The organism is Streptomyces changchenzhani (assembly GCF_039766235.1).
Lineage (GTDB): Bacteria > Actinomycetota > Actinomycetes > Streptomycetales > Streptomycetaceae > Streptomyces.
This window is the reverse complement of record NZ_JBDHNH010000001.1, coordinates 505,584-527,200: the sequence shown is the minus strand read 5'-3', so window position 1 is coordinate 527,200 and position 21,617 is coordinate 505,584. Positions and strand designations below refer to the sequence as shown.

The 21,617-nt window shown below is 71.7% G+C and carries 18 protein-coding genes and 2 pseudogenes; 16 read left to right on the top strand and 4 right to left on the bottom strand.

The window, feature by feature from the left end; genetic code table 11:
- Positions 1-16: 16 nt before the first annotated feature.
- Together ABCR94_RS02575 and ABCR94_RS02570 are read right to left on the bottom strand one after the other, a co-directional pair.
- Positions 17-1,198 (bottom strand): putative hexosyltransferase, encoded by a 1,182-nt coding sequence (locus tag ABCR94_RS02575; RefSeq protein ID WP_347117300.1) that lies wholly within the window; start codon positions 1,196-1,198, stop codon positions 17-19.
- 326 nt (positions 1,199-1,524) lie between these two features.
- A complete protein-coding gene (locus ABCR94_RS02570; RefSeq protein WP_521976024.1) occupies positions 1,525-2,724 on the bottom strand; it encodes a pyridoxal phosphate-dependent aminotransferase in 1,200 nt (399 codons plus the stop codon).
- A gap of 127 nt (positions 2,725-2,851) precedes the next feature.
- Between ABCR94_RS02570 and ABCR94_RS02565 the strand changes: the two genes are divergently transcribed.
- The 16 genes from ABCR94_RS02565 (at position 2,852) to ABCR94_RS02490 (ending at position 19,267) form a co-directional block, all read left to right on the top strand.
- Positions 2,852-3,109, top strand: a complete 258-nt coding sequence (locus ABCR94_RS02565) for a hypothetical protein (protein ID WP_347117298.1) — start codon at positions 2,852-2,854, stop codon at positions 3,107-3,109.
- A 288-nt stretch (positions 3,110-3,397) separates the two neighbouring features.
- A complete protein-coding gene (locus tag ABCR94_RS02560) occupies positions 3,398-3,916 on the top strand; it encodes a DUF2617 family protein (RefSeq protein WP_347117297.1) in 519 nt (172 codons plus the stop codon).
- A 96-nt stretch (positions 3,917-4,012) separates the two neighbouring features.
- Positions 4,013-5,650, top strand: coding sequence for a polyamine aminopropyltransferase (locus ABCR94_RS02555; RefSeq protein WP_521976435.1), 1,638 nt, complete (start codon positions 4,013-4,015; stop codon positions 5,648-5,650).
- A 130-nt stretch (positions 5,651-5,780) separates the two neighbouring features.
- Positions 5,781-6,689 carry an SRPBCC family protein gene (locus tag ABCR94_RS02550; RefSeq protein ID WP_347117296.1) on the top strand — a complete coding sequence of 303 codons (909 nt, stop codon included), beginning with the start codon at positions 5,781-5,783 and terminating at the stop codon, positions 6,687-6,689.
- Positions 6,690-6,819: 130 nt separating this feature from the next.
- The gene (locus tag ABCR94_RS02545) at positions 6,820-7,644 is read left to right on the top strand and encodes an aldose epimerase family protein (RefSeq protein ID WP_347117295.1); all 825 of its coding nucleotides are present in this window, start codon (positions 6,820-6,822) and stop codon (positions 7,642-7,644) included.
- Between the two features lie 83 nt (positions 7,645-7,727).
- Entirely contained in the window at positions 7,728-8,267 is a 540-nt protein-coding gene (gene pyrE / locus ABCR94_RS02540) for an orotate phosphoribosyltransferase (protein ID WP_347117294.1), read from the top strand.
- A gap of 176 nt (positions 8,268-8,443) precedes the next feature.
- Positions 8,444-9,475 carry a class II fructose-bisphosphate aldolase gene (gene fbaA, locus ABCR94_RS02535; RefSeq protein ID WP_347117293.1) on the top strand — a complete coding sequence of 344 codons (1,032 nt, stop codon included), beginning with the start codon at positions 8,444-8,446 and terminating at the stop codon, positions 9,473-9,475.
- 106 nt (positions 9,476-9,581) lie between these two features.
- The gene (locus tag ABCR94_RS02530; RefSeq protein WP_347117292.1) at positions 9,582-11,087 is read left to right on the top strand and encodes an MFS transporter; all 1,506 of its coding nucleotides are present in this window, start codon (positions 9,582-9,584) and stop codon (positions 11,085-11,087) included.
- Positions 11,088-11,098: 11 nt separating this feature from the next.
- The gene (locus ABCR94_RS02525) at positions 11,099-11,512 is read left to right on the top strand and encodes a DUF3151 domain-containing protein (protein ID WP_347117291.1); all 414 of its coding nucleotides are present in this window, start codon (positions 11,099-11,101) and stop codon (positions 11,510-11,512) included.
- Positions 11,513-11,708: 196 nt separating this feature from the next.
- A complete protein-coding gene (locus ABCR94_RS02520) occupies positions 11,709-12,551 on the top strand; it encodes a tryptophan 2,3-dioxygenase family protein (protein ID WP_347117290.1) in 843 nt (280 codons plus the stop codon).
- On the top strand, positions 12,544-13,791 hold the full coding sequence (kynU, locus tag ABCR94_RS02515; protein WP_347117289.1) for a kynureninase: 1,248 nt from the start codon (positions 12,544-12,546) through the stop codon (positions 13,789-13,791). Before ABCR94_RS02520 ends, kynU begins: the two co-directional genes overlap by 8 nt.
- 90 nt (positions 13,792-13,881) lie before the next feature.
- A complete protein-coding gene (locus ABCR94_RS02510) occupies positions 13,882-14,754 on the top strand; it encodes an alpha/beta hydrolase (protein ID WP_347117288.1) in 873 nt (290 codons plus the stop codon).
- Between the two features lie 96 nt (positions 14,755-14,850).
- A complete protein-coding gene (locus ABCR94_RS02505) occupies positions 14,851-15,672 on the top strand; it encodes an NAD(P)H-binding protein (RefSeq protein ID WP_347117287.1) in 822 nt (273 codons plus the stop codon).
- Between the two features lie 175 nt (positions 15,673-15,847).
- The gene (locus ABCR94_RS02500; RefSeq protein ID WP_347118431.1) at positions 15,848-17,173 is read left to right on the top strand and encodes a sensor histidine kinase; all 1,326 of its coding nucleotides are present in this window, start codon (positions 15,848-15,850) and stop codon (positions 17,171-17,173) included.
- Positions 17,170-17,829, top strand: a complete 660-nt coding sequence (locus ABCR94_RS02495; RefSeq protein WP_347117286.1) for a response regulator — start codon at positions 17,170-17,172, stop codon at positions 17,827-17,829. Before ABCR94_RS02500 ends, ABCR94_RS02495 begins: the two co-directional genes overlap by 4 nt.
- 229 nt (positions 17,830-18,058) lie before the next feature.
- Complete coding sequence (locus ABCR94_RS02490; protein WP_347117285.1) at positions 18,059-19,267, top strand: cytochrome P450; 1,209 nt, start codon at positions 18,059-18,061, stop codon at positions 19,265-19,267.
- A 108-nt stretch (positions 19,268-19,375) separates the two neighbouring features.
- On the opposite strand, the pseudogene ABCR94_RS02485 reads toward ABCR94_RS02490, so the two are convergent.
- Together ABCR94_RS02485 and ABCR94_RS02480 are read right to left on the bottom strand one after the other, a co-directional pair.
- Positions 19,376-20,705: pseudogene (locus ABCR94_RS02485) on the bottom strand (efflux permease Rv1217c-related protein).
- A pseudogene (locus ABCR94_RS02480) lies at positions 20,702-21,599 on the bottom strand (ABC transporter ATP-binding protein). The pseudogenes ABCR94_RS02485 and ABCR94_RS02480 overlap by 4 nt, the downstream one beginning before the upstream one ends.
- Between the last annotated feature and the right edge of the window lie 18 nt (positions 21,600-21,617).

The window sequence follows — 21,617 nt, the reverse complement described above, 5'->3', positions numbered from 1 at the left end:
TTACACGGGCACCTGTTTACACAGGCACCGGGGCCATCGTCACCAGATAGGTCCCGTAGCACAGCGAGAGCCCGGCGAGGGCGGCGATCACCACGATCGCGGCCCTCGGCCGGGCTTTTGTCAGTGCGTGGGCCAGGGGCAGCAGCAGCGGGAAGGCGGGCAGCAGGAAGCGCGCCTTGGACTCGAAGTAGCCGGAGCCGCCGACCGCGATCAGCATCAGCACCCCGGTGTAGACGAGCAGCGGCAGCGGCGGGCGCTCCAGCGCGAGCAGCGCGAAGAGCACCAGCGACGCGGCGACGATCATGAGCACCATCGGGAACGGCAGGTTCTCCGGCCCCCGCAGCAGTTCGTGTACGAAGCGCAGGGAGCCGACGCCGAAGTCGAAGCGCGAGGTCCAGTCGGCCTGCACCGCGAAGTAGCCGCCCAGCAGGTCGCCCTCGCGCGCGCCCACCCACAGCACGAACCCGGCCCAGCCGAGCGGCGCGAGCGCGGCGCCCGCCCAGATCCGCCACGGCATCCGGCCGCGGTGCTGCCACAGTTCGTACGCCGCCGCCGCGCACACCGCCGCCGCGACCGCGATCCCGTTGGGCCTGGCCAGTCCCGCGAGCGCGGCCAGGGTGCCCGCCCAGAGCCACCGGCCGCTGAGTACGGCGTACAGCGACCAGGCGGCGAAGGCGGTGAGTACCGGCTCGGTGTACGCCATGGTCAGGACGACCGAGTGCGGCAGCAGACCCCACAGGAGCACCAGGATTACGGCGGTGGGGCGGCCGTACAGCCGCTCGCCGATGAGGTAGAGCGCCCAGGCCGCGGCGGCGGCCCCGGCCCAGGACACCAGCAGCCCGGCCGCGCCCCCGGAGACGGGCAGCACGGTGGTGACGGCCCGTACGAGGCCGGGGTAGAGCGGGAAGAACGCCAGGTCGCTCTGGACCGTGCCGTCGCCGAAGGTGAGCGTGGTGTGCCCGTAGCCGTGGGCGGCGATGCCCGTGTACCACCGGGAGTCCCAGGAGTGGCCGAGGAGCGTGAGCGGGCTCTTGCCCAGATGCCAGGCCCACAGCGCGACCGCCAGCATGCCGCTGAGCCGGGCGGCGGCGAACAGCCCGAGCGCGGGCGCGGCCCGGCGCAGGGCGCCGCGTACGGCCGGCGCGGAGGTACGGGGGGCGGGTCGTACGGTGGGTCTCGGTGCGGTGTCGACGGACACGGTGTGCGGAACCTCCGGGCGCGCGCGGGCGGACACCCTGACGATGGGCGGCCCGCGGCGTGCGCGCGACCGGGGCGCGCCGAGTGGGTGCAAGTTTCGCGGCGCGGGCGGGTGGGCCGCTGCGCGGGGTTTGTCCCCTACCCGCCCCTTCCCGAAGTCCTCAAGCGCCGGACGGGCTGAAAGATCCTTTCAGCCCGTCCGGCGCTTGGGACACGCCCGTAGGGCGTCTGGGGGTCTGGGGGCTTGCCTCCAGTTTCGGGAAGGGGCGGGGTGGGGAACAGCGCCGCAGGCAACCCCCACCCCCACCGGCCCGCACCCCCACCCACTCACCCAGAAAGCGTCTTCAGCCGCGCCACCGCGTCCTGAAGAACATCCACCCGCTTGCAGAACGCGAAGCGCACGAAGGGCGCGCCCTGGTCCCGGTGGTCGTAGAAGACCGCGTTCGGAATCGCCACCACCCCGCACCGCTCCGGCAGCGCCCGGCAGAACGCGAAACCGTCGTCCTCACCGAGCGGCCGGATGTCGGTGGTCACGAAGTACGTACCGGCGGGCCGGTAGACCTCGAAGCCCGCCTCCGCGAGCCCGTCACTGAGCAGATCGCGCTTCGTACGCAGATCGTCCCGCAGCCCGGCGAAGTACGCGTCGGGCAGCCGCAGCGCCTCCGCGACGGCGTACTGGAAGGGCCCGGCGGACACGTACGTCAGGAACTGCTTCGCCGAGCGCACCGTCGCGACCAGCTCGGGCGAAGCGGTGATCCAGCCGACCTTCCAGCCGGTGAACGAGAACGTCTTGCCAGCCGACCCGATGGTGACCGTGCGCTCGCGCATCCCGGGGAAGGACGCGAGCGGGATGTGCTCGCCGTCAAAGACCAGGTGCTCGTACACCTCGTCGCACACGACGAGCAGATCGCGCTCGACCGCGAGCTCGGCGACGGCGGCGAGCTCCGCGCGGGTCAGGACGGTGCCGGTCGGGTTGTGCGGGGTGTTGAGGAGGATCAGCCGGGTGCGCGGGGTGACGGCGGCGCGGAGTTCGTCCAGGTCGAGGTGGTACGTACCGTCGTGCGGGCGCAGGGTGACGGGGACGCGGGCGCCGCCCGCCATGGCGATGCAGGCCGCGTACGAGTCGTAGTACGGCTCCAGGGCGATGACCTCGTCGCCGGGCTCCAGGAGGGCCAGCAGCGAGGCCGCGATGGCCTCCGTGGCGCCCGCGGTGACGAGGACCTCGGTGTCGGGGTCGTACGTCAGTCCGTAGCGGCGCTGCTGGTGGTCCGCGACGGCGGCGCGCAGCTCGGGGATGCCGGGGCCCGGCGGGTACTGGTTGCCGCGGCCGTCGCGCAGGGCGCGCACCGCCGCCTCCCTGATCTCTTCGGGGCCGTCGGTGTCGGGGAAGCCCTGGCCGAGGTTGATGGACCCGGTGCTCACGGCCAGCGCCGACATCTCGGCGAAGATCGTCGTCCCGAACTCCGCCAGTCGGCGGTTGAGCAGTGGGCGCTGTTGATGTGCTGTCGGCCTCGTCATGGCGGCCATCCTGTGCCGAACCTCTGAAGTTGCTCAAGTCTGCTTTGGGTTCGCATGGCCGGGGGAATCCCCCTGTCACGTTGGAAGCGAGCGCCTGATCGCCTCGCTCACGGGGGACAAAAGAACGGGGTGGACCATGGGAGTGATCTTTTTTGTCGGTCTCGCGCTCGCGGTCGTGATCGCGATGGTTGTGGGCCTGGTACGGGCGAGCAGCGGCAACACGCACGGCCGCCGTCGCGGCGGTCGCGGTGGATCGGACGGCGGCTGGTGGAGCGGCGACAGCGGCGGCGGCTCGTCCTGCGGCGGCGGCGGCGGTAGCAGCAGTTGCGGCGGGAGCAGTTCGTCCTGCGGTGGCGGCGGCGGAGGCTGTGGTGGGGGCGGCGGAGGCAGCTGACGCGGGGCAGCGGGTCCGCATTACCTGGTCGCGCCCGGTGGGAGAAATCCTGCCGGGCGCGTCCTTGTTGAACAGTTGAACTGTGTAGCCCCCGGGGGGATGGAAACCCCGTCAAGTTGGGTAAAAACGCGGAGAGCGTCGCGCACTTCATGATTCTCTCGCTGTTGAGCACCACAGCCCTCGGACCTCATGTGGACCCGAGCAGGCGGTCCCCGAACACTCCCCCCCCACCTCTCCTCCCGGGTGCCCCCGGTCCACCCTTCCGAACGCCTGTCTGCGGAGCCACACATGCTCACCACACTCAAGACGGCCTACACCGACACGCGTGCCGCCGATCTGGCCTGGGCGCTGGGGCGCGAGCCGCTGCCCGCTCTGGCCGTGCTCGATCTCGAACTGGGCGGTTCCTCGCTTCAGTTGAGACTCCTGGGCGCGTCCCATCAAGTGATCCTCGAAGAGGAGGGCGGTACTTGTTCGGAAACGGTCGCCTGCATGCCCGGCAGCAGTACGCCGCTGCCGCTGGGCGTGGCCAAGCGGCTCGGCGAGTGGGAGTACGAGTTCGCGGCGCGCGTCGAGACGCTCTCGCAGGGCCAGTTCGCGGGCCGCGCGCAGGAGTTGCTCGCGCTCGTCGCCGACCATCCCAACGGCCTGGCCGGCACGTTCCCCGGCAGCCCGCACGCGTTCACCGCGATGCTGGCGCAGTCGCACGAGGGGCAGGTGCGGTGGCGCACCTGGCATGCCTATCCGCAGGAGGGGCGCCTGGTCGTGACCCGGTCGAGAGTTGGCGTACGTATGCCTGCGGTGGTGTAGTTGCACCCTTGTGGGTGACGGGCGGTGCGTTCATTGTGACGTAGCGTTCCCATCGTGATCGATCCGCCTGTGCACGCTGTCCTCGGTGGCGCCCCGCTGCCGGAGCCGGGGGGCGCGGCGGGACACGTCGTGCCGCCTGCGGCTCCGGCCGCGCCCGCCGCCCTGCCTGTACGTCCTCGGACGGGGCGGTTCCTGGTGCTGGGCGTGGTCTTCGTCTGCGCCGCGTGCGGACTGGTGTACGAGCTGGAACTGGTCGCCCTCGCTTCGTACTTGATCGGCGACTCGGTCACCCAGGCGTCCGTCGTGCTCTCGGTGATGGTCTTCGCGATGGGCATCGGCTCGCTCCTCGCCAAGCGGCTGCGGTGCCGGGCGGCGGTCGGCTTCGGCCTGGTGGAGGCGGCGCTGGCGCTGGTCGGCGGCACCTCGGCGCTGGTGCTGTACGCGACGTTCGCCTGGGTGGGCGGGGCGCGTTATGTGCTGGTCGCCTTCTCGCTGGCGATCGGGGTGCTCATCGGCGCCGAGATCCCCCTGCTGATGACCCTCATCCAGCGCGTGGCGCGACGCGGCGAGAGCCGGGACACGAGCGGTGACGTCGCCGACCTCTTCGCCGCGGACTACGTCGGCGCGCTGGTCGGCGGCCTCGCCTTCCCGTTCCTGCTGCTGCCGCTGTTCGGGCAGCTGACCGGCGCGCTGCTCACGGGTGCGGTGAATACGGTGGCCGGCGGGGCGCTTGTCCTGTGGCTCTTCCGCGACGACCTGACGCCCCGCAACCGCTGGCTGCTGGTCGCCGTGAACCTGGGGGTGCTCGTGCTGCTGGCCACCGCCACCGCGCTGGTCGGCGACTTCGAGCGCGCGGCGCGCCGCGCGGTGTACGGGGAAGGGGTGCGGGTCGCCGTGCAGACGGGCGTGCAGGAGGTCGTCCTGACGGGCGGTGAGCAGGGGCCGCTCGATCTCTTCCTCGACGGGCGGCTGCGGGTCAGCGCCCGTGACGAGTACCGGTACCACGAGGCGCTCGTCCACCCCGCGATGCGCGGCCCGCACGCGCGGGTGCTGATCCTGGGCGGCGGTGACGGGCTCGCGGCCCGCGAGGTGCTGCGCTACCGGGACGTCGAGTCGCTGACCGTGGTCGAGTTCGACCCTGGCGTCGTCCGGCTGGCCCGCACCGACCCGGCCCTGACCGCGCTGAACGGGGGTGTCCACCGCGACCCGCGGCTGCGGGTCGCGACCGCGGACGCGTTCCAGTGGCTGCGCGAGGAGGGTCCGGCCGGGCGGCGCCCGTACGACGTGGTGATCTCGGACCTGCCCGATCCGGGCATCACGCCGAGCACGAAGCTCTACTCCCAGGAGTTCTACGGGCTCACCTCCCGGGTCCTGGCGGACGACGGGCGGCTGGTGGTGCACGCGGGGCCGCTCGTTACGCGCCCCCGGGTGTTCTGGACGGTCGACGCGACGATGCGGTCCGCGGGGCTGCGGACCAGCCCGTACCGGGCGGCCGGCCGCCTCTCGGGGTTCACCGCGGGCCCCGACCGTGTCTCCGGTGCGGTGGCGGCCCCGCATGACTGGGGCTTCGTCCTGGCCGGGCACCGCACACCCCCCGGGCTCGGCCTCGCCGGGGACGCGCCCCGGCTGCGGTCGCTGTCGCCGCGGGTGCTGGGGGAGGCGGCACGGTCGGCGCAGGGGGAGCGGGTGCGGGGGGCGGTGCCGCCCTCGACGCTGATGCACCCGCGGTACTGAACGCCTGAAGAATGCCTGCAGAACGCCTGCGGACAAATGTGTCCGACTCGGTCCGACTCGGTGTGACTGATGCGCCTGTTCCGTGCGGAGTCGGGTACATGACGGGCGGGCGTGAGTAGGCTCGCTTCCCATGGAGCATGAGGTGTTCGTTCCGGTTCCGGCAGAGACCCTCCGAGAGACGCTGGGGGACCCCTCCCGCGTCGCGCGCTGCGTTCCCGGCCTCCAGCAGGACGCCGACGACGCATCGGGCCCGCTTTCGGGGCGGCTGAAGGTCCGCATCGGCGGCAGCACGATCACATACCGGGGAACGCTGCGCGTCACCGAGCAGCCTGACGGCAGCTTCGCCGTCGAGGGCGAGGGTGCGGAGGCGCGCGGCACGGGCTCGGTCAAGCTGGCCCTGACGCTGCGGCTGACCCCCGACGCGGTCGGCGACGTGGGCGCGGACAGTGTTGCCGGCAGGGGTACGGGGCTGACGTTCACCGGCACGGCAAGCGGCGAGGGACGCATCGCTGAGCTTGACGCGGCCGTGACGCTGGCGTTCGCGCACCGGCTGCTCGACCGCTTCGCGGCGCGACTGGCGGCCGACCCCGGGGAGGCCGGTCCCGAGCCGGTGAATCCCGCCGGGACGGCCGGGGCTGCCGGGCCCGCCGACTCGATCCGTGCCGCGGATGGCGCCGATCCGGCCGATTCCGTCGGTGACGACGATGTGCCCGCCGCCGCCGACGACCACACGTCCGTCTTCGAGACGGAGGTGCCGCCGCCGTCGCTCGACCCGGTGTCCGACCTGCCCGGCGTGCCCCTGCCCGGTGTGCCGGCCCCGGACGGGCCTCCCGCGGCCGAGGCCGCGCACGCCCGGCGGACGATGATCGGCCGCAGCGCGGAGGAGGTCGACCACGCGCCGCCGCGCGGGCGGTACGCCCCGGTGCCAGCCCCGCAGTCGTTGTCGGCCACGGCCACCCTGCGCTGGGTCGCCCCCGCGGCGGCCCTCGCGCTGGCCTCGGCGGTCGTCGTCGGACGCGCGCTGCGCCGCAGGCAGTAGGAGGCGTCCGGCACACTCCCCGAGGCCGTCCGGCACTCCCAAAGGCGCCCGGCACTCTCAAAGGCGTCCGGCAGCCATTTTCGCCGCAAGCACCCGACCGGCTCCGGGGCCCGGCGGTTAGGGTCGGATCGTGAGTACCCAAGAGACGCGACTGACCGCGGGCGACACCGAACTGACCATCGCTCAGGGCAACGGCTGCCGCATCGTCGGCCTGCGCATCGGCGGCACCGAGCTGCTGCGCCAGGGCGAGCGGTACGGCTGCTTCCCGATGGTGCCGTGGTGCGGCCGGACGGCGTACGGGAAGTTCCGCAACGGGCCGACCCTGCACCAGCTGCCGATCGACTCGCCGCCCCACGCCATCCACGGCACGGGCCGGAACACCGTCTGGCGCACCGCCCGCGCCGACAAGAGCGAGGCCGCGTTCACGTACGACCTGGCCGAGCCGTGGCCGTATCCCGGCCGGGTCACCCAGACTTTCGAGCTGACCGAGGACTCGCTCACCCTGGCCATGGGGATCGAGACGTACGGCGACTCCTTCCCGGCGCAGGCCGGCTGGCACCCCTGGTTCCGGCGCAACCTCGGCGGCGAAGGCAGCGAAGCCAGTGAGGGTGGCGGGCGCAGCGAGGACGTGCGGCTCGACTTCGCCGCCGGGTGGCAGGAGGAGCGTGGCGACGACCACCTTCCGACGGGCCGCCGCATCGAGCCGGGGCCCGGTCCCTGGGACGACTGCTTCGGGATGCCGGACGGCGTGGACGTCACGCTGACCTGGCCAGGGCAGCTGGAGCTGAAGATCGCGAGCCGCGCCGAGTGGGTCGTGATCTACGACGAGCAGGCCGAGGCGGTCTGTGTCGAGCCGCAGTCGGGCCCGCCCAACGGCCTCAACACCGCACCGCGGCTCGTCACCCCCATCGAGCCGCTGGAGATCGCGACCACCTGGAGCTGGCGGCGGCTGTGAGCGGCGCACTCAAGAGGGCTGTGAGCGGGCGGCCGTCCGATCGGGGGAGGGCGTGGACCCGGGGCGGCTTTAAGGTGACGTCCATGACTGACGTACGTGGTGAGCTGCTCCAGCAGATCAAGGACAAGGCCGTGGTGCACGGCAAGGTGACCCTCTCCTCGGGGATCGAGGCCGACTACTACATCGACCTGCGCCGGATCACGCTGGACGGCGTGGCCGCGCCGCTGGTCGGCCGGGTGATGCTGGATCTGGCGGCCGACCTCGACTTCGACTGCGTCGGCGGTCTGACGCTGGGCGCCGACCCGGTCGCGACCTCGATGCTGCACGCCAGTGCCGCACGCGGTACGCGCCTCGACGCCTTCGTCGTACGCAAGGCGCAGAAGGCGCACGGCATGCAGCGCCGCATCGAGGGCGCGGACGTCAAGGGCCGTCGTTGCCTGGTCGTCGAGGACACTTCGACCACCGGCGGCTCGCCGCTGACCGCCGTCGAGGCGGTCCGTGAGGCGGGCGGCGAGGTCGTCGCCGTGGCCACGATCGTCGACCGCGGGGCATCTGTGGCCATCGCGGACGCGGGTCTGCCGTACCTCACGGCGTACCAGCTGACGGACCTCGACCTGGCCTGACCTGCGGTTTTCGGATGGGGTCGGTTGTTTCACGTGAAACAACCGACCCCATCCGCATGCCTGCGCGGTACGAGGGGTGGAGGACGGGCGAGAGTCTGGAAAGATGGGGGCGACGATGACGTCGCCCCCAGGTCAGGGACCAGTACGCACACCCGCACATCATTAGGAGCGGACAGATGCCCATCGCAACCCCCGAGGTCTACAACGAGATGCTCGACCGGGCGAAGGCAGGCAAGTTCGCCTACCCGGCCATCAACGTGACCTCGACCCAGACCTTGCACGCGGCGCTGCGCGGATTCGCGGACGCCGAGAGCGACGGCATCATCCAGATCTCCACCGGCGGCGCTGAGTTCCTGGGCGGCCAGTACTCAAAGGACATGGTGACCGGCGCCGTCGCGCTGGCCGAGTTCGCACACATCGTCGCCGCGAAGTACCCGGTCACGATCGCGCTGCACACGGACCACTGCCCCAAGGACAAGCTGGACACCTACGTCCGCCCGCTGATCGAGGTCTCCGCCGAGCGCGTGGCCAAGGGCCTCAACCCGCTCTTCCAGTCCCACATGTGGGACGGCTCCGCCGAGACCCTCGCGGACAACCTGGCCATCGGCCGGGAGCTGCTCGCGAAGGCTGTCGCCGCGAAGATCATCCTTGAGGTCGAGATCACCCCGACCGGCGGTGAGGAGGACGGCGTCTCGCACGAGATCAACGACGAGCTCTACACCACCGTCGACGACGCGCTGCGCACCGCCGAGGCGCTCGGTCTGGGTGAAAAGGGCCGCTACCTGCTGGCCGCGTCCTTCGGCAACGTGCACGGCGTCTACAAGCCGGGCAACGTCGTGCTCCGTCCCGAGCTGCTGAAGGACCTCCAGGCGGGCGTCAGCGCGAAGCACGGCCAGAGCGCCGGCAGCCAGCCCTTCGACTTCGTCTTCCACGGCGGCTCGGGCTCCTCCGCCGAGGAGATCGCCACCGCGCTGGAGAACGGCGTCGTGAAGATGAACCTCGACACCGACACCCAGTACGCTTTCACCCGCCCGGTCGCGGACCACATGTTCCGCAACTACGACGGTGTCCTGAAGGTCGACGGCGAGGTCGGCTCGAAGAAGACGTACGACCCGCGTACGTGGGGCAAGCTCGGCGAGGCGTCGATGGCCAAGCGTGTCACCGAGGCCTGCGCGAACCTGCGCTCCACGGGCACCAAGCTCAAGTAGCCGTAGCCGTACCTGTTCGCATGCGGGCCCGCCCCCTTTTCGCAGGGGGCGGGCCCGCATGCGTTTCGTCCTGCGCGGGGTGCCCCCGTCGAGGATGATCCTGGGCATGGACATCAGGCTGGGGACCCGCACCGGGCGCTGGGTGGTGCTGACGACCGTCCTGGGCTCCGGCATGGCGTTGCTGGACTCCACGGTCGTCAATGTCGCCCTGCCTCGCATCGGCCGGGATCTGGACGCCGACATGGCGGTCCTCCAGTGGACCGTCAACGCGTACATGCTGACCCTGGCCGGGCTGATCCTGCTCGGCGGGGCGCTGGGGGACCGGTTCGGGCGCCGGAAGATCTTCGTGATCGGGGTGGTGTGGTTCGCGGTGGCCTCGCTGTTGTGCGGGCTCGCGCCGAACGCCGAGATCCTGATCGCCGCCCGCGCCCTCCAGGGCGTCGGCGGCGCGCTGCTCACACCCGGCTCCCTCGCCCTCATCCAGGCCTCCTTCCACCCCGATGACCGGGCCCGCGCGGTCGGCGTGTGGTCCGGCCTCGGGGGCGTCGGGGCGGCCGTCGGGCCCTTCCTCGGCGGGTGGCTGGTCGACGGCCCCGGCTGGCGCTGGGTGTTCCTGATCAATGTGCCGCTGGCCGCGCTCTGCGTCCCGGTCGCGCTCAAGCACGTACCCGAGTCGCGTGATCCGAAGGCGCACGGCCGTTTCGACGTGCTGGGCGCCGCGCTCGCGGCCGTCGCGCTCGGATTCGTGACGTACACGCTGATCGGGGCCTCGGCGGGCGGGGCCTCCTTCGTCGTGATCGGCTCGGCGGTCCTCGGGGTCGTGCTGGGCGCGGTGTTCCTGTACGTCGAGAAGATGCGGACCGACCCGATGATGCCGCTCACGCTCTTCGCGTCCCGGCAGTTCACCGCCATCAATGTGGTCACGCTGTGCGTGTACGCCGCGTTCAGCGGCTTCTTCTTCCTCACCGCCCTGCAACTCCAGGTCGTCGTCGGCTACTCCGCGCTCCAGGCCGGCACGGCGCTGCTCCCCACCACCGTGCTGATGCTGTTCCTGTCCGCGCGCTCGGGCGAACTGGCCCAGCGCATCGGCCCGCGCCTCCCGCTGACCGTCGGCCCGCTGCTGTGCGCCACCGGGATGCTGCTGATGCTGCGGGTGGGGGAGGGGGCTTCGTACGTCACGGACGTGCTGCCCGCGATCGTGGTGATGGGCGCCGGCATGGTCACCCTGGTCGCCCCGCTGACCGCCACCGTGCTGGCCTCCGTCGAAACCGGCAGGGCGGGCCTGGCCAGCGGCATCAACAACGCGGCGGCCCGCGCGGCGGGCCTGATCGCGGTGGCGGCGCTGCCGCTGCTGGCCGGGATGGGCCCGGACGCGTACCGCTCGGCGGCGGAGTTCGGCGCGACGTTCCGGCGGGCGATGCCGATGTGTGCCGGGGTGCTGGTGCTGGGCGCGCTGATCGCGTGGCTGACGGTGCGCAATCCGCGGCCGGGGGCGTGTGTGCCGCGCAGCCGGGTGAACTGCGCGGTGGCCGCGCCGCCCCTGGAGGAGCCTGACAGGGCCCCGCACGCGGAACGCGGGCCCGGGGATCACACATCGCGCGGAGACCTGTGACACTGGAACTCATGGCCATCCACAAAGACCTTCTCGGGGGACCGCCCCCGGCCCACCTGCCCGACGACCCCGAGCCGCGCGGGCTGCTCGCGAACGGCGCCGCGCCGTCCGATGTCGCCGCGAAGTACCCCTACTCCTCGCTCGCCTGGGCCCAGCTCGCCGACGAGGCGTACGAGAACGGGCGGGTCGTCGAGTCCTACGCGTACGCCCGCACCGGCTACCACCGCGGTCTAGACGCCCTGCGCCGCGCCGGCTGGAAGGGCCACGGGCCCGTGCCGTGGGCGCACGAGCCGAACCGCGGTTTCCTGCGCGCGCTGCACGCGCTGGCCCGCGCCGCGCAGTCGATCGGTGAGCAGGAGGAGTACGAGCGCTGCTCGTCCTTCCTGCGGGACTCCTCGCAGGAGGCGGCCGACACCCTCGGCTGAGCAGGTGTCTTTGGGGAGGAGGCCCGTATCCGCGCGACCCGCGCCCGGATACGGGCCTCCTCCCGTTCCGCGGGTGGGTCACCGGTCCGACAGCCGGATAATCCTCGGTTTATGCTTCCGGCAGGGGACCGGGGCCCTCCGGAGCAATACGGACGGGGCGGACCGCTACCTGCAAGTTCGTGTCGAGGAGACAGGAATGTCGCACACCCCCGATGCCCCCGAAGCTGGTTCGGACACTCCGAACCTGGATTTCGCGGGCACGACTCCGTACGAGGACTACGTTCAGGCGGACGTCCTCACCCACCTCCAGCACACCCTCTCCGACGATCCCGGAGAGATGGTCTTCCTGGTCACCACCCAGGTGATGGAGCTGTGGTTCACCGTCATCGTCCATGAGTGGGAGACCGCGGCCGGAGCGCTGCGCGAGGACGATCTGCCGGTCGCGATGGCGGCGCTGAAGCGATCGATGCGCGAACTGGAGGCGCTGAACGCCTCCTGGCGCCCGCTCGCCCACCTCACCCCCACGCAGTTCAACTCGTACCGCAGTGCGCTCGGTGAGGGCTCGGGATTCCAGTCCGCGATGTACCGGCGGATGGAGTTCCTGCTCGGCGACAAGTCCGCGTCGATGCTCGTCCCGCACCGGGGCGCACCGCGGGTGTACGCCGAGCTGGAGAAGGCCCTGCAGGAGCCCGGCCTGTACGACGAGGCTCTGCGGTTCCTCGCCCGGCGCGGTCTGCCGGTGCCGGCCGCCGTGCTGGAGCGCGACCTCTCGCTGAAGTACGAGCCCTCGCCCGAGATCGAGGCGATCTGGTCCCAGGTGTACGGCGGCGACCAGAACGGTGAACTGGTCCGCCTCGGCGAGGCGTTGACCGATGTCGGTGAGCTGGTGTGGCGCTGGCGCAACGACCACCTGGTGGCGACCCGGCGGGCCATGGGCTCCAAGGTCGGCACGGGCGGCTCCGCCGGGGTGGCCTGGCTGGAGAAGCGGGCCCGTAAGAACGTCTTCCCCGAGCTGTGGACGGCGCGCAGCCATGTCTGAGCCGACGATCGACTCCCACCCCGTCGACCACCGCGTTGACCAGCCCGTCGACCACCGTGCGAGGGCCGCGTCGCTCGACGCCGCCGACGGGCTGGCCAAGCGCCGCGAGCTGTTCGCCATCGACGACGCCACCGTCTACCTGGACGGCAATTCGCTGGGCGCGCTGCCCCGGCACGTGCCAGGACGAATAGCCGACGTCATCACCCGCGAGTGGGGCGAGCTGCGCATCCGCTCCTGGGACGAGAGCGGCTGGTGGACCGCGCCCGAACGGATCGGTGACCGCATCGCGCCGCTCATCGGCGCCGGGCCCGGCCAGGTCGTGGTGGGCGACTCCACCAGCGTCAACGTCTTCAAGGCGGTGGTGGGCGCGACGCGGATCGCGGACCCGGCCAGGGACGAGGTCCTCGTCGACGCGGCGACCTTCCCCACCGACGGCTATATCGCCGAGTCGGCGGCCCGGATGACCGGCAAGCGGCTGCGCCCGGTCGACCCGGCGGACCTGCCGGGCGCCCTCGGCCCGCGCACCGCCGCCGTCCTCGTCAACCACACCGACTACCGCACGGGCCGGCTGCACGACCTGCCGGGCCTCACCGCCGCCGTGCACGCGGCCGGGGCGCTCGTCGTCTGGGACCTGTGCCACAGCGCGGGCGCGCTGCCGGTCGGACTCGACGCGCACGGCGTCGACCTCGCGGTCGGCTGCACTTATAAATATCTGAACGGCGGGCCGGGTTCGCCCGCTTATATTTACGTCGCCGAGCGCCACCAGGCCGTATTCGACTCCCCGTTGCCCGGCTGGAACTCACACGCCGACCCCTTCGGCATGACCCCCGGCTACGCCCCGGCGGACGGCGCGGCACGCGGCCGGGTCGGTACTCCCGACATCATTTCGATGCTGGCGCTGGAGGCCGCGCTCGACGTCTGGGACGGCGTGTCCATCGAGGCGGTACGCGAGAAGTCACTCGCGCTGACGGATTTTTTCCTGGAATGCGTGGACACGTACGTGCCCGCGAACCGGGTCTCGTCGGTGACCCCGGCCGCGCATGCCGAGCGCGGCAGCCAGGTCTCGCTGCGCTGCGCGGCGGGCACGGACGCGGCAGAGGTGATGCGGGAGCTGATCGCACGCGGCGTGATCGGCGACTTCCGCCGCCCCGACGTGCTGCGTTTCGGATTCACGCCGCTGTACGTGGGCTTCGCGGACGCGGAGCGTGCGGCGCGGGTGCTGGCGGAAGTCCTGGCGTAGGTGCTGGCTCGGGGACGGGTGTGACGGCTGATAACGTCCGGTCCGCTACCTAGATCAATTGGCCGTACGCACCGAAGGGTTGGTCCCCGCATGCCGGACCCCGCAGCCGAACGGGACGCTGCTGAGGCCGAGTCGGCCTTCTCCCATCCGGTCGTCGCACCGGATACGACGGTCGCGTACGGCGCTCACCCCGATCAAGTGGTCGATTTTTACTCGCCACGCAGCGGCCGGGCCGGCGCGCCGCTGGTCGTCGTGTTGCACGGCGGGGCCTGGCGGGCCGAGTACGACCGGCAGCACACCACGCCGTTCGTGGACTTCCTGGCCCGCCGGGGCTTCGCCGTCGCCAACGTCGAGTACCGGCGCGGCAGCGGACTGCCGCAGCAGGACGGGGCGGGTCCGGTCGCGGGGCGCTGGCCGGAGACGTTCGACGATGTGGCCGCCGCGATGGACCTGATGCCCGCTCTCGTACGGGAGGCGATCCCCGGGGCCGATGCGCGGCGCATCGTCGTCACCGGCCACTCGGCCGGCGGCCACCTCGCGCTGTGGGCCGCGGCCCGCCACGAGCTGCCCGCCGACTCGCCCTGGCACCTGCCGGCCGCGCCCGCGCTGCGCGGGGTCGTGGCGCTCGCGCCGATCGCGGACTTCGCGGTCGCGCGGGAGCTGGCGGTGTGCTCGGGAGCGGTCGACCAACTGCTCGGCGGCAGCGAGAGGTTCGCCGAGCGCAGGCCGTACGCCGACCCGGCCGCGCTCCTTCCGACGGGCATCGCCACCGTCATCGTGCAGGGCCGCACCGACATCGTCGTACCGCAGGCCGTCGCGGAGGCGTACACCGATGCGGCGGCGAAGGCGGGGGAGACGGTCGGGCTGACGCTCCTTGAGGATGTCGGGCACTTTCCGCTGATCGATCCGTCGGCGGACGCGTGCGCGGTCGTCGCGGAGGAGATCGAGCAGCTCGCGTACTGACGCGGCCTGTTCCGTGACCCGTCCAATGTTGCGGACAGAGGCTGTCCGCAAGGGTTTCTACGGTGGACTTGTCCAGCCGAGCAGAAGGAGCCCGAAATGACATTTCTCGTAACCGGAGCGACAGGGAACGTCGGCCGTCAGGTGGTCGCCGAGCTGCTCCGCAGGGGCGAGTCGGTGCGTGCGCTGACCCGCGATCCGGCGAAGGCGGACTTCCCGGCGGGTGTGGAGACGGTACGCGGGGACCTGACGGACCCCGCGTCACTGGCTCCCGCGCTGGAGGGGGTCACGGGCGTACACCTGATCACCTTCGGGGGTGCGGTCTTCGGCGACCTGACCACCGGACCGCAGCTTGTCGAGCTGGCGGCGAAGGCGGGCGTTCGGCGCATCACCGTGCTGAACGGCGGCGGCCCCACACCGCTGGAGACGGCGGTGCGCGAGGGTGATGTGGACTGGACGGTCCTGATGCCGGTGGAGTTCATGGCGAACTCGCTGGAGTGGGCCGAGCAGATCCGCACCGAGGACCTGGTGCGCGAGCCGTACGCGGACCGGCCGAGCGCGGTGGTCCACGAGGGCGACATCGGTGCGGTGGCGGCGGTCGCGCTCACCGAGGAGGGGCATGCGGGGCAGACGTACCTGATCACCGGGCCCGAGGTGCTCACGGTGCACGACAAGCTGCGGGCGATCGGGGCGGCGCGCGGCCGGGACGTCGGGCTGATCGAGCTGAGCGAGGAGCAGGCACTCGCGAAGTGGCGGGAGGAGGGGCTCCCGGCCGAGACGATCGACTTCCTCCTTGGCATGTACCGGGACACCCCGGTGGAGGGCCGGACCGTCCTTGACACGGTGGCGAAGGTCACCGGGCGCCCGGCCCGTACGTACGCCGAGTGGGCGGCGGAGCACGCGGACGCTTTCAAGCGCTGACGTACACCGGCAAGCGCGGACGTACACCGGCAAGCAGTGACGTACGCCTCAAGCACTGAGGTACGCCGTACGGGAGCCCTCGTGGGGGGCCTGGTGGGGGCCTGTAGTACCTGGGACGGACGCGGGAAGTTCCCCACCGGGGCGGACGCCCCCGTCCGTCCTTGCGCCTACCGTTCTGTATGTGACCGAGACAAAGCACCGCAGCCCCGAGCTCCGTCTGGCGATAGGGGCGCTGGGTGGCCTGCGCCAGGACCTGTTTCACAAGCCCTTCGACTACCGCCCGCTGCCACGGCTGTCCCTGGACAATGCCGTCGTCCGGAAGTTTCCCCAGCGGGTGCGCGAGTACGGGACCTGGGCGCCGCACGCGGTGGTGGCGGGCTTCGCGCTGCTCACCATGATGGTGGCGGCCACCACCGGGTATTCCGACTTCGCCGGGGATTCCACCCTGCTGATGGTGGGCCTCGTGTCGGCCGCGCCGATCGTGATGACGCTGTTCCGCCCGGTCCTGGCCTGGTGGTTCTCGGTCGCCGCGACCCTGATGGCGGGCGGTCTGGTCGGGGGTTCGGATCCATGGTCCGAGAGCGCCTTCCTCAGCCACCTTGTGGTGATGGTCGTGGTGGCGGCGAGGACCCGGCCGCGTACGGCGGGCTGGATGTGGATCCTCACGGCCGCCCTCGGGTTCATGCTGCCGTCCGACGGCTACGGGAGCTGGAACGAAACCGGCGTGATGCTCTTCGTCTCCGCGTTCGCGCTGCTCGCGGTGACCGCGATCCAGATCCGCCACCAGGCGAAGGAAGAGGTCACCGCGCAGCAGTCGGTCACCGCCGTGGAACGCGACAAGCGCACGCTCCTCGAAGAGCGCACGACCATCGCGCGTGAGCTGCACGACGTCGTCGCCCACCACATGTCGGTGGTGGCGATCCAGGCGGAGGCGGCCCCGTACCGGGTGGAGAATCCGCCGCCGGAGCTGGAGAAGGCCTTCATCACGATCCGCGAGAACGCGGTGGCCGCGCTGACCGAGCTGCGCCGGGTGCTCGGCGTCGTACGGGCCGAGGACTACCAGGCCCCGGACGCCCCGCAGCCCACACTCGCCGAGCTCGACGGGCTCGTCGACAACGTGCGGGAGGCCGGCCTGACCGTCGAGAAGACCATCACGGGCGCGGTGCGCGAGCTTCCGCAGGGCGTCGAGCTGTCGGCGTACCGGATCATCCAGGAGGCGCTCAGCAATGCCCTGCGGCACGCGCCGGGAGCGTCCGCGAAGGTCGAGGTGTCGTACGTACTCGGGGGCCTGGGCCTGCGGATCGTCAATACACCGGCCCGAGGCCTGGTCAAGCCGTCGCCCGGGGCCGGGCACGGCCTCACGGGGATGCGGGAGCGTGTGACGATGCTGAACGGCGAGATGACCGCCGAGTCGACGCAGGAGGGCGGCTACGAGGTCGCCGCCTTCATCCCCGTCGCCCCCGCGGCGCCCGCCACCGCCGAGCAGGAGCCCGTCGTATGACCATCCGCGTGCTGATCGTCGACGACCAGATCATGGTCCGTGAGGGCTTCACGGTCCTGCTGAACGCGATGCCGGAGATCGAGGTCGTCGGCGAGGCGGTGAACGGCCGCGAGGCGGTCGCCCAGGTCGCCGCCCTGCACCCGGACGTCGTCCTGATGGACATCCGCATGCCGGAGCTGAACGGCATCGACGCGACGCGGGAGATCGTGGCGGCCGACGCGGACGCGAAGGTGCTGGTCCTGACCACCTTCGACCTCGATGAGTACGTCTACCAGGCGCTGCGGGCCGGCGCCTCGGGCTTCCTGCTGAAGGACGCGTCGGCGCGGCAGCTGGCCGAGGGGGTGCGGGTGGTCGCGGCAGGTGAGGCGCTGCTCGCCCCGACGGTCACCAAGCGGCTGATCTCGGAGTTCTCCAAGCTCGCCGAGACCCCGCGCCCGCCCGCGCTGTCCCAGATCGGCGAGCTCACGGAGCGCGAGACGGAGGTCCTGGTGCTGATCGCGCAGGGCCTGTCGAACGCGGAGATCGCCTCGCACCTGGTGGTGGCGGAGTCCACGATCAAGACCCACGTGAGCCGGGTCCTGGTGAAACTGGGCCTGCGCGACCGGACACAGGCGGCGGTGTTCGCGTACGAGGCGCGACTGGTTACGCCTTCCTGACGAAGCCCCCATTTCAGCCCGTCCGGCGTTTGAGGACCGCGTTCTGGGGCGGAACCCCGGTTACGGGAAGGGGAGGGGCGGGGAGGGGAACAGCGACGCAGGCACCCCGCACCTGCCCCCGGAACGCAGCGGCACCCCGCACCCCGGCCTCGGGACGCCCTCGGTACCCCGCACCCGCCCCCGGCACCACGGCCTTCCCGCGTTCCCGCACAGCGCGTAGCGTCCCCGCATGGCCGCTCTCTTCGACCCGTCGTCGCCCGCGTTCGTCGCCGACCCGTACCCCGCCTTCGCCCAGCTCCGCGCCGAGGGTCGCGCGCTCTACAACGCCCCGACCCGGCAGTGGCTGATCCCCCGGCACGCCGACGTGTCCGCGTTGCTGCGCGACCGTCGCCTCGGGCGTACGTATCTGCACCGCTTCACGCACGAGGAGTTCGGGCGTACCCCGCCGCCCGCCGCGCACGAACCCTTCCACACCCTCAACGACCACGGCATGCTCGACCTGGAGCCCCCGGACCACCCCCGCATCCGGCGCCTGGTCTCGAAGGCCTTCACTCCGCGTACGGTCGAGCAACTCGCGCCCACCGTGTGCCGGTTGGCCGCCGAGCTGGTCGACGGTCTTTGTGCGGCCGGCGGTGGGGATCTGCTCACCATGGTCGCCGAGCCGCTGCCCGTCGCCGTCATCGCCGAGATGCTCGGCATCCCGCCGGTCGACCGCCCGCTGCTGCGGCCCTGGTCGGCGGACATCTGCGGGATGTACGAGCTGAACCCCTCCGCGGCGGTGGCCGAGCGCGCGGTCCGGGCCTCGCTCGAATTCACCGTGTACTTGCGGGAGTTGATCGCCGAGCGGCGCAAGGACCCGGGGTCCGACCTGATCTCGGCCCTGATCGCCGCGCACGATCAGGGCGAGCGGCTCAGCGAGCAGGAGCTGATCTCCACCTGCGTGCTGCTGCTGAACGCGGGCCATGAGGCGACGGTCAATACGACGGCGGGCGGCTGGTGGACGCTGCTGCGCAACCCCGGTCAGCTGGCCGCGCTCCGGGCCGAACCGGAGCGGCTGTTGCCCACGGCCGTGGAGGAACTGATGCGCTACGACACGCCGTTGCAGCTCTTCGAGCGCTGGGTGCTCGACGACATCGAGGTCGGCGGCGTCCCGATTCCGCGTGGTTCCGAGGTCGCGCTCCTCTTCGGCTCGGCCAATCGTGACCCGGCGGTGTTCGACCGCCCGGACCGGCTGGAGCTGGACCGGAAGGACAACCCGCACGTGACCCTGGGGGCGGGCATCCACTACTGCCTGGGCGCCCCCTTGGCCCGCCTCGAACTTGCCGCGTCCTTCGGTGAGTTGCTGCGCAGGGCGCCCCATCTACGGCTGGCCGCGGAGCCGGAGCGCAGGGCGAACTTCGTGATCCGCGGCCTGAAGGAACTGCTGGTGGAGGTCTGATCCGAGGCCCGAAGCGGGAGGTCTGACCTGGCGCCAGACCCGGGCCCCGGCGCCAGACCCAGGAGGTCAGACCCGGGCCCCGGCGCCGGCGCAGGCAGAGCCAAGCCGTCAGCTGATCATGTCCCGCCGCCGCAGCCCCGCCAGCCCCGCCAGCCCCGCCCCCACCAGCGCCACCGCGATCAGCGTCAGCGTCACCACCGGCGTCCACGCCATCTCCGTGCCCGGCAGCTTCGGCAGGTGTCCGAAGGGGGACAGGTTCATCACCGACTGGGGGATCTCCAGCGCCGGGCCGATCCAGCCCAGCGCCAGCGCCAGGCCCGCCGCCGCCCAGGCCGCCACCGCTGCCCTCGGGACGACTCCGTACAGCAGCACCGCCAGGCCGCCGAGCATCCAGATCGCGGGGAGTTGGGCCAGCGAGGCACCCAGGATCGGGCCGAGCTCCTTGCCGTATCCGAGGAACAGGCCGAGGCCCGCCATCAGCATGATCAGCGCGGCGCCGCCGAAGGTGATCACCAGGTGGTCGGCCGCCCAGCGAAGGCGGCCGACCGCGTTGGCCAGGATCGGTTCGGCGCGCTGCGAGGTCTCCTCGCCGTGCAGCCGCAGCACGGACGCCACGGCGTACAACGCGGCGACCATGCCGAACATGCCGGTCATCGCGGCGAGGAAGGCCTGCGACAGGCCCGCCTGGCCGCCCATGCGCTCGAAGATCTGCCGGGCCTGGTCGTTGTCGCCGACCAGGTCGGCCGCGCCCTCGGCCATGCCGCCGAAGACGAGTCTGGCCAGGCCGAAGCAGGACGAACGCGGCGCCGAGCACCCCGGCGGTCATGCCCTTGGCGAGGCGGGCGCTCTCGGTGAGCTGGGCGACGATCGCCGCCATGGCCGCGAAGAGCATGCCGACCGCGCCGATGGTCGCGCCGACCGCGAGGGCGCCGGACGCGGAGCCGGTGGGCCCGGCGAGCCCGCCGGTGACGATCAGCGCGAGGGCCGTGTTGGCGACGAGCGCAGCGAGCAGCGCGGCCGTGAGCGGGGCGCGGCGGCCGACCATCGCGGAGGAGATCAGCTCCTGGCGCCCGGTCTCCTCCTCTTCCCTGGTGTGCCGGACGACGATGATCAGGCTCATGACGGCGGCCAGTACGGCGGCGAAACCGGCGAAGCGCCATGCGACGATCCCCCCGACGGAGTCGCTGAAGATCGGCCCGTACATCGCGCGCAGGGAGCCGTTGGTGCCCATGGACGCGGTCAGGTCGGCTCGTTTTCCGGCGGTGTCGTAGAACTTCTCGATGGTTCCGACGCCGCTGGTGACGAGGCCGCCGATCACCACCACCCAGATGGCCGTCACGATTCGGTCGCGGCGCAGTGCGAGCCTCAACAGGGCTCCGGTGCCTGCCAGTTGACGGGAGCCGCCGGTGCGAGGAAGAGAAACCGTCACGGCGGTCATCGCGACACCGCCTCCCCGGCCACTTCTTCGCGTGCGTAGTGGCGGAGGAAAAGCTCTTCCAGGGTGGGCGGGTTGCTGGTGAGCGAGCGCACCCGGGAGTCGGTGAGCGACCTGAGTACGGCGTCGAGCTTGTCGGTGTCGACCTGGAACGCGACCCGTGTGCCCGCGACCCGCCTGTCCGCGCCCCGGCCGCCCTCGATCGGCTGGATGACGAGGCCGTGCACGCCGGGCAGCAGGGCGAGCCCGTCGGGCGCACCGGCCAGCTCCGCCGTGACGGACGTACGTGTGAGATGGCGCAGGTCGGTGAGCGACCCCGTCTCGACGGTCTGTCCCTGGCGGATGATGCTGACCCGGTCGCACAGCGCCTCGACCTCGCTCAGCACATGGCTGGAGAGGAGGACAGTGCGCCCGCGGTCGCGCTCCTCCCGTACACACTGCTGGAAGATCTCCTCCATCAGCGGGTCGAGTCCGGAGGTCGGCTCGTCGAGGATCAGCAGATCCACGTCGGAGGCGAAGGCGGCGACCAGGGCGACTTTTTTGCCGGTTGCCCTTGGAGTACGTACGCCCCTTCTTGGTGGGGTCGAGTTCGAACCGCTCGACGAGCTGGGCCCGCCGCGCCCTGTCGAGGCCGCCGTCGCGCAGTCGCCCGTACAGATCGATGACCTCGCCGCCGCTCAGATTGCGCCAGAGCGTCACATCGCCCGGGACGTAGGCGATGTGCCGGTGCAGCTCGACGGCGTCCTTCCAGGGGTCCTTGCCGAGCAGCTGTACGGCGCCGGAATCGGCGCGCAGCAGGCCGAGGAGGACCCGGATGGCGGTCGACTTCCCGGAGCCGTTGGGGCCGAGGAAGCCGTGGACCTCACCGGTCTCGACGGTCAGGTCGAGGCCGTCCAGTGCGTGTGTCCTCGGTGA